At 60.7% G+C, this 13,320-nt stretch carries 11 protein-coding genes; 7 read left to right on the top strand and 4 right to left on the bottom strand.

Going from position 1 to position 13,320, the window contains the following annotated elements; all coding sequences use genetic code 11:
- The first annotated feature begins 42 nt into the window (after positions 1-42).
- Complete coding sequence (locus tag QFI97_RS17065; protein WP_346431655.1) at positions 43-594, top strand: NAD(P)H nitroreductase; 552 nt, start codon at positions 43-45, stop codon at positions 592-594.
- 45 nt (positions 595-639) lie between these two features.
- Here the strand turns inward: QFI97_RS17065 and phoC are convergent, their stop codons facing one another.
- Positions 640-1,386: an acid phosphatase PhoC gene (phoC, locus tag QFI97_RS17060; RefSeq protein WP_095096873.1), complete on the bottom strand. Its 747-nt coding sequence runs from the start codon at positions 1,384-1,386 to the stop codon at positions 640-642.
- 225 nt (positions 1,387-1,611) lie between these two features.
- Here phoC and selD point away from each other — a divergent pair, with 225 nt between their 5' ends.
- Both selD and QFI97_RS17050 read left to right on the top strand, forming a co-directional pair.
- A complete protein-coding gene (gene selD / locus QFI97_RS17055) occupies positions 1,612-2,655 on the top strand; it encodes a selenide, water dikinase SelD (RefSeq protein WP_095096876.1) in 1,044 nt (347 codons plus the stop codon).
- Positions 2,656-2,659: 4 nt separating this feature from the next.
- Positions 2,660-4,612 carry a DNA topoisomerase III gene (locus tag QFI97_RS17050; RefSeq protein WP_346431654.1) on the top strand — a complete coding sequence of 651 codons (1,953 nt, stop codon included), beginning with the start codon at positions 2,660-2,662 and terminating at the stop codon, positions 4,610-4,612.
- 86 nt (positions 4,613-4,698) lie between these two features.
- Here the strand turns inward: QFI97_RS17050 and gdhA are convergent, their stop codons facing one another.
- From gdhA to xthA, 3 genes are all read right to left on the bottom strand, one after another.
- On the bottom strand, positions 4,699-6,042 hold the full coding sequence (gene gdhA / locus QFI97_RS17045; RefSeq protein WP_346431653.1) for an NADP-specific glutamate dehydrogenase: 1,344 nt from the start codon (positions 6,040-6,042) through the stop codon (positions 4,699-4,701).
- A 309-nt stretch (positions 6,043-6,351) separates the two neighbouring features.
- A complete protein-coding gene (locus QFI97_RS17040) occupies positions 6,352-6,762 on the bottom strand; it encodes a pyrimidine (deoxy)nucleoside triphosphate diphosphatase (protein WP_095098102.1) in 411 nt (136 codons plus the stop codon).
- 255 nt (positions 6,763-7,017) lie between these two features.
- The gene (gene xthA, locus QFI97_RS17035) at positions 7,018-7,824 is read right to left on the bottom strand and encodes an exodeoxyribonuclease III (RefSeq protein ID WP_095096885.1); all 807 of its coding nucleotides are present in this window, start codon (positions 7,822-7,824) and stop codon (positions 7,018-7,020) included.
- A gap of 446 nt (positions 7,825-8,270) precedes the next feature.
- Between xthA and astC the strand changes: the two genes are divergently transcribed.
- Genes astC through astB form a run of 4 tightly spaced genes read left to right on the top strand, consistent with a single transcriptional unit; the run spans position 8,271 to position 13,319 of the window.
- Entirely contained in the window at positions 8,271-9,491 is a 1,221-nt protein-coding gene (gene astC, locus QFI97_RS17030; protein ID WP_331835430.1) for a succinylornithine/acetylornithine transaminase, read from the top strand.
- A complete protein-coding gene (gene astA / locus QFI97_RS17025; RefSeq protein ID WP_331835429.1) occupies positions 9,488-10,522 on the top strand; it encodes an arginine N-succinyltransferase in 1,035 nt (344 codons plus the stop codon). Before astC ends, astA begins: the two co-directional genes overlap by 4 nt.
- Positions 10,519-11,997 (top strand): succinylglutamate-semialdehyde dehydrogenase, encoded by a 1,479-nt coding sequence (astD, locus tag QFI97_RS17020; RefSeq protein ID WP_346431652.1) that lies wholly within the window; start codon positions 10,519-10,521, stop codon positions 11,995-11,997. Before astA ends, astD begins: the two co-directional genes overlap by 4 nt.
- The gene (astB, locus tag QFI97_RS17015) at positions 11,994-13,319 is read left to right on the top strand and encodes an N-succinylarginine dihydrolase (RefSeq protein WP_095096901.1); all 1,326 of its coding nucleotides are present in this window, start codon (positions 11,994-11,996) and stop codon (positions 13,317-13,319) included. Before astD ends, astB begins: the two co-directional genes overlap by 4 nt.
- The last annotated feature ends 1 nt before the right edge of the window (position 13,320 follow it).

The following is a 13,320-nucleotide window of genomic DNA, read 5'->3' as shown; positions in this document are numbered from 1 at the left end:
CATGTTAATTTTATGAAAAATAACCTCACAGGAGTCACATAGATGGATGCTCTCGACCTACTGGTTAACCGCCGCAGCGCCTCACGCCTGGCTGAACCGGCTCCGGCCGGCGAACAGCTGGAAAATATTCTCCGCGCCGGCCTGCGCGCCCCGGATCACGGGACATTACAGCCGTGGCGGTTCTTTATTATTGCCGATGAAGGGCGCGAGCGCTTCAGCCAGCTGTTGGAAAAAGGCGCGCTGGCCGCCGGGCAGGATGAAAAGGGCGTAGAGAAAGCGCGCAGCGCGCCGTTCCGGGCGCCGTTGATTATCACCGTGGTTGCCCGCTGTGAAGATCATCCGAAGGTGCCTAAGTGGGAGCAGGAGATGTCGGCGGGCTGTGCGGTCATGGCGATGCAGATGGCCGCGGTCGCTCAGGGATTCAACGGTATCTGGCGCAGCGGGGCGTTAACCGAAAGCGCCATCGTGCGTGAAGGTTTTGCCTGCCGCGAACAGGATAAAATCGTCGGTTTCCTCTATCTGGGCACGCCGCTGCTTAAAGCATCAACCAGCATCGCCGTCGCCGATACCGCGCCGTTCGTCGTGCGTTTCTGAGCATGAATTGCCCGGCAGGCGCTTGCCGCCGGGCTGCCTTACTGACTACTTCTGCTGTTTCGCAAACTCATCTTTCGCTTTCTGCAGCTGCTGCTGGAAAGCCGGATTGGTATGCAGCGTCGCCACTACCGCTGAGCCGACAATGCGCGCGGCATCGACGTCGCTTTGCCAGTGATAGCCGCAGATGACCCGGCTCTCGCCGAGCTCGTAGCCGCGCTTGAGAATTTCATTCTGCCGCTGCGGGTTAACTTCGGCCAGTACCAGCGCCGTGGCCCAGCCGATAGAGGTGTGGCCGGAAGGATAGGAGCCGTTTTTCGACAGCTTATCCTGCTCGGTGGTGTTGCAGGTGGCAACGCCGTAAAACGCGAACGGACGAATGCGCATGTACTTCTCTTTCGCCCCGCGGGTTGCGAGGTCGCCGGCATCTTCAATCATATTGGTCAGCAGCTTGTGCAGCGCCGGCGCGTCTTTTTCGGTGATCGGGGAGCCGAATGCGCCGGAGAAGGCGTTCGCCACGCCGCCTGCGCTAAGGTTTGCGTCCTCTGCCGCCAGCTTACCGCGCTCGGTCGCCCGCAGCAGACGTCCTTTCTCATACATGGCCTGATCGTTTAAAAAGGCAATACTGCCCACTTCCGGCGGTGGCGGCAGGAGCGCCAGGCTATCGATGGCCTGCGCATTTTTCAGGTAATAGAGGTCAGGTTTGGTCGTGGCATCGTTACCCGTTGCCACCAGGGCAAAAGCGTTAACGGAGAAGAGGCCTGCCAGGCAAAGGGCGAGAACGCGCTTTTTCATCAAAATTTCCTTTCGTTGTTATCTGTCCAGAGAGCAGAACGTTTCTTTGTCACATTTCTGTCATCTTTTAGTAAAAGTTAAAATGCCGTTAAAAAAATGGCTCCCTATCGCAAAATCGCATATTTGTGTGCTTAATGAGCAACTATTCGCGATTTCAGACTGTCGTACTTACCACCTCGACGTTTGGGCGCTACCATAGCGGGATTGCAATGACAGGAGATGTCCATGAGCGAGCAAGCTATTCGTTTAACGCAATACAGCCACGGAGCCGGTTGCGGGTGTAAAATTTCCCCTAAAGTGCTGGAAACTATCCTTAAAAGTGACCAGGCAAAATTTATTGACCCGAACCTGCTGGTGGGCAATGAAACCAGCGACGATGCGGCGGTCTATGACCTGGGTAACGGCACGTCCATCATCAGCACGACCGACTTTTTTATGCCGATTGTCGATAGTCCGTTCGACTTTGGGCGCATTGCCGCGACTAACGCCATCAGCGATATTTTCGCTATGGGCGGCAAACCGATTATGGCGATAGCCATCCTCGGCTGGCCGATTAACACCCTGGCGCCGGAAATCGCCCGCGAAGTGGTTGACGGCGGCCGTTTCGCCTGCCAGCAGGCGGGGATCTCTCTGGCCGGCGGCCACTCCATTGACGCGCCTGAGCCTATTTTCGGCCTCGCGGTGACCGGCGTGGTGCCCACCGAACGTATCAAGAAAAACAGCACCGCCGAGGCGGGATGCCGGCTGTTCCTCACCAAACCGCTGGGGATCGGCGTGCTGACGACCGCCGAGAAAAAATCGCTGCTCAAGCCTGAGCATCAGGGGCTGGCCACCGAAACCATGTGTCAGATGAACCTCGTCGGCTCCGCATTTGCCAATATTGATGGCGTGAAGGCGATGACCGACGTCACCGGTTTTGGTCTGCTTGGGCACCTGAGCGAAGTGTGCCGCGGGGCGGGCGTACAGGCGCAGCTGAACTATGCCGACATCCCGAAACTGCCGGGCGTGGAAGAGTACATTCTCGCCGGCGCGGTTCCCGGCGGCACCGGGCGGAATTTTGCCAGCTACGGCCACCTGATGGGCGAAATGCCGCCGGAGTGGCGCGATCTGCTGTGCGATCCGCAAACCTCCGGCGGCCTGCTGCTGGCGGTATCCCCGGAAGCCGAAGCCGAGGTCCGCGCGGCGGCCGAGGCGTCCGGCGTGACGCTGGCCGCTATCGGCGAGCTGGTTACCGCCCGCGGCGGACGCCCCATGATCGAGATCCGTTGATTACATGCGGCTGTTTATTGCAGAAAAACCGAGCCTCGGCCGCGCCATTGCCGAGGTGTTACCCAAGCCGCATCGCAAGGGCGACGGCTATATTGAGTGCGGCAACGGGCAGGTGGTCACCTGGTGTATTGGCCATCTGCTTGAGCAGGCGCAGCCGGATGTCTATGACGGGCGCTACGCGCGCTGGAACCTGGTCGATCTGCCCATTGTCCCGGATAAGTGGCAGCTACAGCCGAAACCGTCGGTCAGCAAACAGCTTAACGTCATCAAGCGGCTGCTGGGCGACGCCGAGGAGGTGATCCACGCCGGTGACCCGGACAGGGAAGGTCAGCTGCTGGTGGATGAAGTCCTCGACTATCTGCAGCTGGCGCCGGAAAAGCGCCAGCAGGTGCAGCGTTGCCTGATCAACGATCTTAACCCGCAGGCGGTCGAGCGGGCGATTTCTCGTCTGCGGGCCAACAGCGAGTTTATTCCGCTATGCGTATCGGCACTGGCGCGCGCGCGCGCCGACTGGCTGTATGGGATCAACATGACCCGGGCCTACACGCTGCTTGGGCGCAACGCGGGCTATCAGGGCGTTCTCTCGGTTGGGCGCGTGCAGACCCCGGTGCTCGGGCTGGTAGTGCGTCGGGATGAAGAGATCGAGAACTTTGTGGCGAAGGATTTCTTCGACGTTAAGGCGCATATCGTCACTCCCCTGCAGGAGCGCTTCGTCGCGACCTGGCAGCCGAGCGATGCCTGCGAATCCTGGCAGGATGAGGAGGGGCGCCTGCTGCATCGCCCGCTGGCCGAACACGTCGTCGCGCGGATTACCGGCCAGCCCGCGATGGTCACGGCCTACAACGATAAGCGGGATTCGGAACCCGCTCCGCTACCGTTTTCGCTCTCGGCGCTGCAGATTGAGGCCGCAAAGCGTTTTGGCTTCAGCGCGCAAAACGTGCTGGATATTTGCCAGAAGCTGTACGAGACCCACAAGCTGATCACCTACCCGCGTTCGGACAGCCGCTATCTGCCGGAGGAGCACTTCGCCGGCCGCCATGCGGTACTCAACGCCATTGGCGTCCACGCGCCGGATTTATTGCCCCAGCCGGTGGTTAACCCGGAAATCCGCAACCGCTGCTGGGACGATAAAAAAGTTGATGCGCACCATGCCATCATTCCCACCGCGCGCAGCAGCCAGGTGCGGCTGACGGAGAACGAGGTCAAGGTCTACGGCCTGATCGCGCGCCAGTACCTGATGCAGTTTTGCCCGGACGCGGTATTCCGCAAATGCCAGATTGACCTTGAGATCGCCAACGGCAAGTTTGTTGCCAAGGCCCGTTTCCTCGCCGAGGCCGGCTGGCGGGCGCTGCTGGGCAATAAAGAGCGCGATGAAGAGAACGACGGTACGCCGCTGCCGGTGGTGGCGAAGGACGATGAGCTGCTGTGTGAAAAGGGTGAAGTGGTGGAGCGGCAAACCCAGCCGCCGCGCTATTTTACCGATGCGACGCTGCTCTCCGCGATGACCGGGATTGCCCGCTTTGTGCAGGATAAGGATCTGAAGAAGATCCTGCGCGCTACCGACGGCCTGGGTACGGAAGCGACCCGCGCCGGAATTATTGAGCTGCTGTTTAAACGCGGGTTTTTAGTCAAAAAAGGGCGCTATATCCACTCCTCGGACGCAGGACGCGCGCTGATTCACTCCCTGCCCGAAATGGCCGCCAGGCCGGATATGACCGCGCACTGGGAATCGGTGCTGACGCAAATCAGCGAAAAGCAGTGCCGCTATCAGGACTTTATGCAGCCGCTGGTGGGAACGCTTTATCAGCTTATCGACCAGGCGCGCAGCACGCCGGCTCGCCAGTTCCGCGGTATCGTTGCGCCGGGAGGCGGTAAGAAGGAGTTCAGCAAAGGCAAGCCGAAAGCCAGGACGAAGGGCAAAAAGCCGGCGGCGGATGCGCCTGCCGACAATCCATAATAAAAGACCCCGCAGGCCGGGGTCTTTATCCGTAGGAACCCATCAGCTGCTCTCCCGGATACGCGCGACCCGGGAAAGCCTGCGGATTAAATCACGCCCTGCGCCAGCATCGAGTCGGCCACTTTAACGAACCCGGCAATGTTGGCGCCGCGCACGTAGTTAGTCTGCTTCGCTTCGCCGCCGTACTCCACGCAGGCGTGGTGAATGTCGAGCATGATGTGGTGCAGACGGGCGTCAACCTTCTCTGCTTTCCAGCTCATTCGCGCGGCGTTCTGCGCCATTTCGAGACCGGAAGTCGCCACGCCGCCGGCGTTAGCGGCTTTACCCGGAGCGAACAGCACGTTGGCTTCGAGGAACAGGTCGGTTGCGGCGATGGTGGTCGGCATATTTGCGCCTTCGGCCACGGCCTTAACGCCGTTGGCGATCAGCAGGCGAGCGGCGTCAACGTCCAGCTCGTTTTGCGTGGCGCACGGCAGCGCAATATCCACCGGCACGGACCACGGCTGCTGGCCTTCGAGATAGTTCAGACCAAACTCGCGGGCATAGTCGGCAACGCGACCGTCGCGGCTGGCTTTAATCGCGCACAGGCGCGCCAGTTTCTCAGGGGTAAAGCCCGCTTCGTCGACCACGGTGCCGCTGGAGTCAGAGGCGGTGATCACGCGCGCGCCAAGCTCCATAGCCTTTTCGATGGCGTACTGGGCCACGTTGCCGGAGCCGGAAACCGCTACGCGCATTCCTTCGAAGCCAAGACCGTGGCGTTTAAGCATCGCTTCGGTGAAATAGACCAGGCCATAGCCGGTCGCTTCCGGGCGAATCAGGCTGCCGCCGAAGGAGAGCCCTTTGCCGGTGAACACGCAGGCGCTGTTGTTGGAGAGCTTACGCATCATCCCGGCCATAAAGCCGACTTCGCGACCGCCAACGCCGATATCGCCAGCCGGTACGTCGGTGTCCGGGCCTAAATGACGATACAGTTCGGTCATCAGCGACTGGCAGAAGCGCATCACTTCGCCGTCGCTCTTCCCTTTCGGGTCGAAATCGCTGCCGCCTTTACCGCCGCCCATTGGCAGGGTGGTCAGGGCGTTTTTAAACGTTTGCTCGAAGCCGAGGAATTTCAGGATCGACAGGTTGACCGACGGGTGGAAGCGCATGCCGCCTTTATACGGGCCGATGGCGGAGTTGAACTGCACGCGCCAGGCGCGGTTAACCTGAACCTGATTGCGGTCATCAACCCATACGACGCGGAACTGGATAGCCCGCTCCGGTTCAACCAAACGTTCCAGCAGATTGAGCTGGCGATAGCGCGGATTTTCCTCAAGGAAAGGCCACAGGGTGGTCATCACCTCGCGGACGGCCTGAGCAAATTCGGTTTGATGAGGATCGCGCTGTTGAACGCGGGCGAGAAAACCTTCCAGAGTGCACGTCTGATCCATAGATATAACTTCCCCTTATGGTTGTGGTTGCGTTTATACATCTCATCCGTCAGGTCTGCCTCTTTGCCGGCCGCGCTCGCTCACCCCCGCCGCTTACCGATGTCAGCCGCCGGGGAGCGACTCTTTTGCCGCCGTGATACAACCTGAATGATTTTATGTATTTTTATTATGGTTCGGCCCTTGAAAAAGCCGATTTTCCGACTATAACACCAGCAATCGTTAGGCAAGCAAGGAAAAGTTATCCTGACAGCAAAATTTATAATCCGCCGGCTGTCATAACTAAAAACGATGATGACGGCAGCGGAGGGGTCAGCGGGGAAGGTCGGCGGCGCTACGGGCGATAAAGGCTTCCAGCAGGGGGATATCCGCCGGCGCGAGGTTGAAGGTTAAGGCTTCCTGCGGCGAGCACCAGCGCAGCTGGCTGTGATAGTGCGCGGTTGGGGTACCGCTAAAGCTGGGCACCCACCAGGCGTGGAGATGAATCAGCCGCCCGGAGACCTCCCGCTGGTGGCTGGCGATGTAGCGGGCGGGAAGGGCGGTGATGCCAAGCTCCTCCTGCAGTTCGCGGGTCAGCGCCTGCGCCTGGCTCTCGCCGGATTCCACCTTTCCGCCGGCAAACTCCCACATTCCCGGCTGGTCAGCGTGCGGCGGACGCTGTGCAAGCAGAATATTGCCATCCTGCTCAATAATGGCGGCGACAACATCAATGGTTTTTAGCATCTGAATCATCGTTCTGTACGGAATAATGGCCTATTATCACCGCCTTTGCGCCGACCAGACAACCCCTTAGCCCGCTGGAGATATGCCGTGCCCGACCGCCCTGGGATCGCTGCCACCAGAACGGCGCCCGGTACCGCGTGGCGATAATATATAACGCGACACCGGGCAGATTGCCGGGGGCGCCGCTTTGTTGATTTTGCTCAGGATAATCAGATTCTCCGGCCAGCCGCGGCCGGAGAGTTGGGGCTGCGGGGGTTACGGCTTAAAGGTAGCCCAGACCGGCGCGTGATCGGAAGGTTTTTCCATGCCGCGGATTTCGTAATCAATTCCGGTTTCTATGCAGCGCTGCGCCAGCGGCGTGCTTGCCAGCAGCAGATCGATACGCAGACCGCGATTATCATCGAAGCCCTTGGAGCGGTAGTCGAACCATGAGAACTGCTCGTTGTTTTCCGGGTTGGCGTGACGCCAGGTATCGACCAGACCCCAATCCAGCAGGCGCTCCATCCACTCGCGCTCTTCCGGCAGGAACGAGCACTTACCGGTGCGCAGCCAGCGCTTGCGGTTCTCTTCGCCGATGCCGATATCGAGATCCGTCGGGCTGATGTTCATATCGCCCATAATCAGCACCGGATTGTCCTTTTTCAGCTCAGTATCGAGGTAGTTTTGCAGGTTCTGGTAAAACGCTGCCTTGGCGGGGAATTTTGTCGCGTGATCGCGGCTCTCGCCCTGGGGGAAGTAGCCGTTGATCACCGTCACGTTACCGGATGCGCAAGGGATTTCCGCCATGATGATGCGGCGCTGGGCCTCTTCATCATCGCCCGGGAAACCGCGGCGCACGCTAACCGGCGTCTCTTTGGTCAGCAGGGCGACGCCGTAGTGACCTTTCTGCCCGTGGTAGAACACGTTGTAGCCGAGCTTTGCCACCTCTTCGAGAGGGAACATATCATCGTGAACTTTGGTTTCCTGTAGGCCAATGACGTCAGGCTGATGCTTGTCGACGATGGCGGCCAGCTGATGCGGGCGCGCACGCAGGCCGTTGATATTAAAAGAGACAAATTTCATAGTCGCTGCCACTGTGCAAGGTGAATAGTGCAGGGATGTTAGCAGAAATTCGGCAGGCTGGCTGCCGGAAGGCATTTTATTGTCCACAACGCCGGGAGTACGGCGGCGAATGGCTAAATCCTGCACCATTCTGGCGCGCCGCGCGCCAAAAAAGGGCGAATATCTACGATAAATTTCGTAGAGGATCACAAATACAGAATTATATCTTACCGATGAATAAACTATCTATTTTATTCACTGTTCATCACCGTTAATCGGATTGTTATTCACTATTTATGCATTTAATGTGAATATTTTGGTTTTATAAGCTATTGATATTCCGCGATCAACTTCAATTTATGCATTTTCTCCTCTGGCTGGCACGATGCGTGCAATCTACATTTACAGCGTAATAACTCATAATATTTAACATTATGCATACTTTTTATTTACCGGAAGAGGTCGATATGTCTCAGTCAATTACGCGTAGCAACTTTGATCAATGGATGATGCCGGTTTACGCGCCGGCGGCGTTTATTCCGGTACGCGGCGAGGGCTCACGCCTGTGGGATCAGCAGGGGAAAGAGTATATCGATTTTGCCGGCGGTATCGCGGTGAACGCGCTCGGGCATGCCCATCCTCGTCTGGTTAACGCGCTGACGGAGCAGGCCGGAAAGTTCTGGCATACCGGCAACGGCTATACCAACGAGCCGGCGCTGCGGCTGGCGAAACAGCTTATCGACGCCACCTTTGCCGATCGGGTCTTTTTCTGCAACTCCGGCGCTGAGGCCAACGAAGCGGCGCTGAAGCTGGCGCGCAAATACGCTCACGATCGCTACGGCAGCCAGAAAAGCGGCATCGTGGCGTTCAAAAATGCGTTCCACGGGCGGACGCTGTTTACCGTTTCCGCCGGCGGGCAGCCGGCCTATTCCGCAGACTTTGCGCCGCTGCCCCCGCAGATCCAGCACGCGGTCTATAACGATCTTGACTCCGCCCGCGCGCTGATTGACGACGATACCTGCGCGGTCATCGTCGAGCCGATGCAGGGCGAAGGCGGCGTGGTGCCGGCAGACCCGGCCTTCCTGTGCGGTCTGCGCGAGCTGTGCGACGCCCATAATGCGCTGCTGATTTTCGATGAGGTGCAAACCGGCGTCGGGCGCACCGGCGAACTCTATGCCTACATGCACTATGGCGTGACGCCGGACGTGCTGTCGACCGCCAAAGCGCTGGGCGGCGGCTTCCCGATTGGCGCGCTGCTGGCCAGCGAAAAATGCGCCGGCGTGATGACCGTCGGTACCCACGGCACGACCTACGGCGGCAACCCGCTGGCCTGCGCCGTCGCCGGAGAGGTGCTCTCCATTATCAATACGCCGGCGGTTTTGAACGGCGTTAAGCAGCGCCACCAGTGGTTCAGCGAGCGGCTGGGGGCGATTAACGCCCGCTATGGCCTGTTCAAAGAGACCCGCGGCCTCGGACTGCTGATTGGCTGCGTGCTGAAGGATGAGTACGCCGGGAAGGCAAAAGCCATCAGCACCCAGGCGGCGGAGGATGGGCTGATGATCCTGATTGCCGGCGCGAGCGTGGTTCGCTTTGCGCCAGCGCTGATAGTGAGTGAGGAAGAGGTTAACGCGGGTCTGGATCGCTTTGAGCTGGCCTGCCGCCACTTTCTCGCGGGAGCGTCATCATGATGGTTATCCGTCCGGTGGAACAGGACGATTTGGCGGGCCTGCTGGCGCTTGCGGGGGTAACCGGCGGCGGCCTGACGTCGCTGCCGGCCGATGAAGCGACGCTGGCGGCGCGCATCGATCGTTCGCAAAAAACCTGGCGCGGCGAGCTGCCGAAAAGCGAGCAGGGCTATGTCTTCGTGCTGGAGGATACGGCCAGCGGGAAGGTTGTGGGGATCTGCGCCGTCGAGGTGGCGGTGGGGCTGAACGATCCCTGGTACAACTATCGCGTCGGCACGCAGGTGCACGCCTCGAAAGAGCTGAACGTCTATAACGCGCTGCCGACCCTGTTTCTCAGCAATGACCACACCGGCAGCAGCGAGCTGTGCACGCTGTTTCTCGACCCGGCGTGGCGTAAAGAAGGCAACGGCTATCTGCTGTCGAAATCGCGCTTTATGTTCATGGCCGCCTTCCGCGAACGCTTTAACGAAAAAGTGGTGGCGGAGATGCGCGGAGTCATCGACGACAGCGGCTACTCGCCATTCTGGGAAAGCCTGGGCAAGCGCTTCTTTGCGATGGAGTTTGCCCGCGCTGACTATCTGTGCGGCACCGGACAAAAGGCGTTTATTGCCGCGTTGATGCCGAAGCATCCGCTCTATATCGACTTTTTATCCGATGAAGCGCGGGCGGTCATTGGCGAGGTGCATCCGCAAACCGCCCCTGCCCGGGCGGTGCTGGAGAAAGAGGGGTTCCGCTATCTTAACTATGTCGATATTTTCGACGGCGGCCCAACCCTCGAGTGCGATATTGACCGGGTGCGGGCGATTCGCAAAAGTCGGCTGGTCGCCGTGGCTGAAGGACAGCCGGCGCCGGGCGAGTGGCCGCTGTGCCTGGTCGCCAACGAGCAGTATCAGCAGTTTCGCGCGATGCTGGTGCATGCCGACCCCGATAGCGATCGTCTGCTGCTGAGCGCCCGCGAGCTGGATGCCCTCAAATGTCACCTCGGTGACCGTATCCGCATGGTGCGCCTGATCCCTGAGGAGAAAAAGTCATGAGTCTATGGATTAACGGCGACTGGCAAACCGGGCGCGGCCCGGCACGCAGTAAAAGCAACCCGGTGAGCGGAGAGCGGCTATGGCAGGGTAATGATGCCGACGTCGGGCAGGTTGCGCAGGCGGTTGAGGCCGCCCGGCGCGCGTTTCCGGCCTGGGCCAAAGAGCCGTTTCGCGCCCGGCAGGCGATCGCCGAAAAGTTTGCCGCCCTGCTGGAGGCCAACAAAGCGCAGCTGACGGCCATCATTGCCGAAGAAACCGGCAAACCGCGCTGGGAGGCGGCGACGGAAGTTGGCGCGATGATCAATAAAATTACCATTTCGCTAAAAGCCTACCACAGCCGTACCGGCGAGGCGCAAACCGTCATGAGCGACGGTTCGGCGACGCTGCGCCATCGGCCGCACGGCGTGCTGGCGGTATTTGGCCCGTACAATTTCCCCGGCCATCTGCCGAACGGCCATATCGTTCCGGCGCTGCTGGCGGGGAATACGGTGGTGTTTAAACCGAGCGAGCTGACCCCGCAAAGCGGTGAGGCGGTGGTGAAGCTGTGGGCCGAAGCGGGCCTGCCGCCGGGCGTACTGAACCTGCTGCAGGGCGGTCGCGAAACCGGCGAAGCGCTGAGCGGTCAACCGGATATCGACGGGCTGCTGTTCACCGGCAGCTCCGCTACCGGCTTTCAGCTGCATCGCCAGCTGGCCGGGCAGCCGGAGAAGATCCTCGCGCTCGAAATGGGCGGCAACAACCCGCTGATCGTTGACGAGCCGCGGGATATTGATGCCGCCGTGCATCTGACCATCCAGTCGGCCTTTATTACCGCCGGCCAGCGCTGTACCTGCGCCCGCCGTCTGCTGGTGAAGCGCGGCGAGGTCGGGGATGCGTTCCTGGCCCGGCTGGTGGCCGTCGCGCAGCGGCTCGTTCCCGGCGCGTGGAACGCTGAACCCCAGCCGTTCCTCGGTGGTTTAATTTCCCCGCAGGCGGCGCAGAAGGTCCATCAGGCCTGGCTGCAGCATGTCGCCAACGGCGGCAGAACGCTGCTGGAGCCGCGGCTGCTGGAGGCCGGAACCTCGTTGCTGACCCCGGGGATCGTCGAGCTTACCGATGTCGCCGAGGTCAAAGATGAGGAGGTCTTCGGTCCGCTGCTGTGCGTCTGGCGCTATGACGAATTTGAGCAGGCGATCGCGCTGGCGAACGCCACGCGTTTTGGATTATCGTGCGGGCTGGTTTCTGCCGAGCGCGAGAAGTTTGATCGGCTGCTGCTGGAAGCGCGGGCCGGGATCGTCAACTGGAACAAACCGCTGACCGGCGCCGCCAGCACCGCACCGTTTGGCGGCACCGGCGCCTCCGGCAACCATCGTCCCGGCGCCTGGTACGCGGCGGATTATTGCGCCTGGCCGATGGCCAGCCTCGAATCGCCGGATCTGACGCTGCCGGAAACCCTCAGCCCGGGCCTCGACTTCCGGCAAGGATCGGCCCGATGAACGCGTGGGAGGTTAATTTTGACGGCCTGCCCGGCCTGACGCACCACTACGCCGGGCTTTCATTTGGCAACGAGGCGTCGACGAAGCATCGCTATCGGGTATCGAACCCGCAGCTGGCGGCGAAGCAGGGGTTAAAAAAAATGAAGGCGCTGGCGGACGCGGGCTACCGGCAGGCGGTGATCCCGCCGCAGGAGCGGCCGAACGTCGCGCTTCTGCGCCAGCTCGGCTTTACCGGCAGCGATCCGCAGGTGGTGGAACGTGCCGCGCGGCAGGCGCCGGACCTGCTGTCCGCGGTCAGCTCCGCTTCTTCAATGTGGGTGGCGAACGCGGCGACGGTGTCGCCCTCCGCCGATTCGCTGGATGGCAGAGTGCATCTGACCGTTGCCAATCTGAACGACAAATTCCACCGCGCCAGCGAGGCGCCGACCACCGAGGCGCTATTGCGCGCCATTTTCCCGGACGAACGGCGGTTTGCCGTGCATCCGGCGCTCCCGCAGGTGGCGCTGTTTGGCGACGAAGGGGCGGCGAACCATAACCGGCTCGGCGGCGAGTACGGCGCGCCCGGCCTGCAGCTGTTTGTCTATGGCCGCGAGCAGGGGGGAGACGGCCTGCCGGTGCGCTATCCGGCGCGCCAGGCGCTGGAGGCCAGCCAGGCCGTCGCCCGGCTGAATCAGGTCAACCCGCGGCAGATTATCTTCGCCCGGCAAAACCCGGCGGTGATCGATAAAGGCGTTTTTCATAACGATGTCATTGCGGTGAGCAATCAGCAGGTGCTGTTTTGCCATGAAGAAGCGTTTGTCGGTCAGCCCCAGCTGCTGCGCCAGCTGGCCGGGCTGGTGGCCGGATTTACGCCGGTCGTGGTGCCGACGAGCGCCGTGAAGGTCGAAGAGGCGGTGGCGACCTACCTGTTTAACAGCCAGCTGTTGAGCAAGCCCGGCGGGGCGATGCGGCTTATTTTGCCCCAGGAGGCGCAGGAGCACGCCGGCGTCTGGCGCTATCTGAACCGGCTGCTGGAGCAGGACAACCCCATCGACGAGCTGCAGGTCTACGATCTGCGGGAGAGCATGGCCAACGGCGGCGGCCCGGCCTGCCTGCGCCTGCGGGTGGTGCTAACGGAAGACGAGCTGCGGGCGGTTAACCCGGCGGTGCTGATGAACGATCGCCTGTTCATCGCGCTCAATGACTGGGTCGAGCGCTACTACCGCGATCGTCTGACGCAGGCGGATCTGGCTGACCCGCAGCTGCTGAGCGAAGGGCGCGAGGCCCTTGACCAACTGACGCAGATTTTGCAGCTCGGTTCAGTTTATCCGTTCCAGCAATAAA

Source organism: Klebsiella scottii (assembly GCF_036561945.1).
GTDB lineage: Bacteria > Pseudomonadota > Gammaproteobacteria > Enterobacterales > Enterobacteriaceae > Klebsiella > Klebsiella scottii.
This window is presented reverse-complemented; position numbering and strand designations above follow the sequence as displayed.

Coding starts and splice junctions, on each gene's coding strand:
- QFI97_RS17065 (WP_346431655.1), top strand. CDS start 43: ATGGATGCTCTCGACCTACTGGTTAACCGCCGCAGCGCCTCACGCCTG.
- phoC (WP_095096873.1), bottom strand. CDS start 1,386: ATGAAAAAGCGCGTTCTCGCCCTTTGCCTGGCAGGCCTCTTCTCCGTT.
- selD (WP_095096876.1), top strand. CDS start 1,612: ATGAGCGAGCAAGCTATTCGTTTAACGCAATACAGCCACGGAGCCGGT.
- QFI97_RS17050 (WP_346431654.1), top strand. CDS start 2,660: ATGCGGCTGTTTATTGCAGAAAAACCGAGCCTCGGCCGCGCCATTGCC.
- gdhA (WP_346431653.1), bottom strand. CDS start 6,042: ATGGATCAGACGTGCACTCTGGAAGGTTTTCTCGCCCGCGTTCAACAG.
- QFI97_RS17040 (WP_095098102.1), bottom strand. CDS start 6,762: ATGCTAAAAACCATTGATGTTGTCGCCGCCATTATTGAGCAGGATGGC.
- xthA (WP_095096885.1), bottom strand. CDS start 7,824: ATGAAATTTGTCTCTTTTAATATCAACGGCCTGCGTGCGCGCCCGCAT.
- astC (WP_331835430.1), top strand. CDS start 8,271: ATGTCTCAGTCAATTACGCGTAGCAACTTTGATCAATGGATGATGCCG.
- astA (WP_331835429.1), top strand. CDS start 9,488: ATGATGGTTATCCGTCCGGTGGAACAGGACGATTTGGCGGGCCTGCTG.
- astD (WP_346431652.1), top strand. CDS start 10,519: ATGAGTCTATGGATTAACGGCGACTGGCAAACCGGGCGCGGCCCGGCA.
- astB (WP_095096901.1), top strand. CDS start 11,994: ATGAACGCGTGGGAGGTTAATTTTGACGGCCTGCCCGGCCTGACGCAC.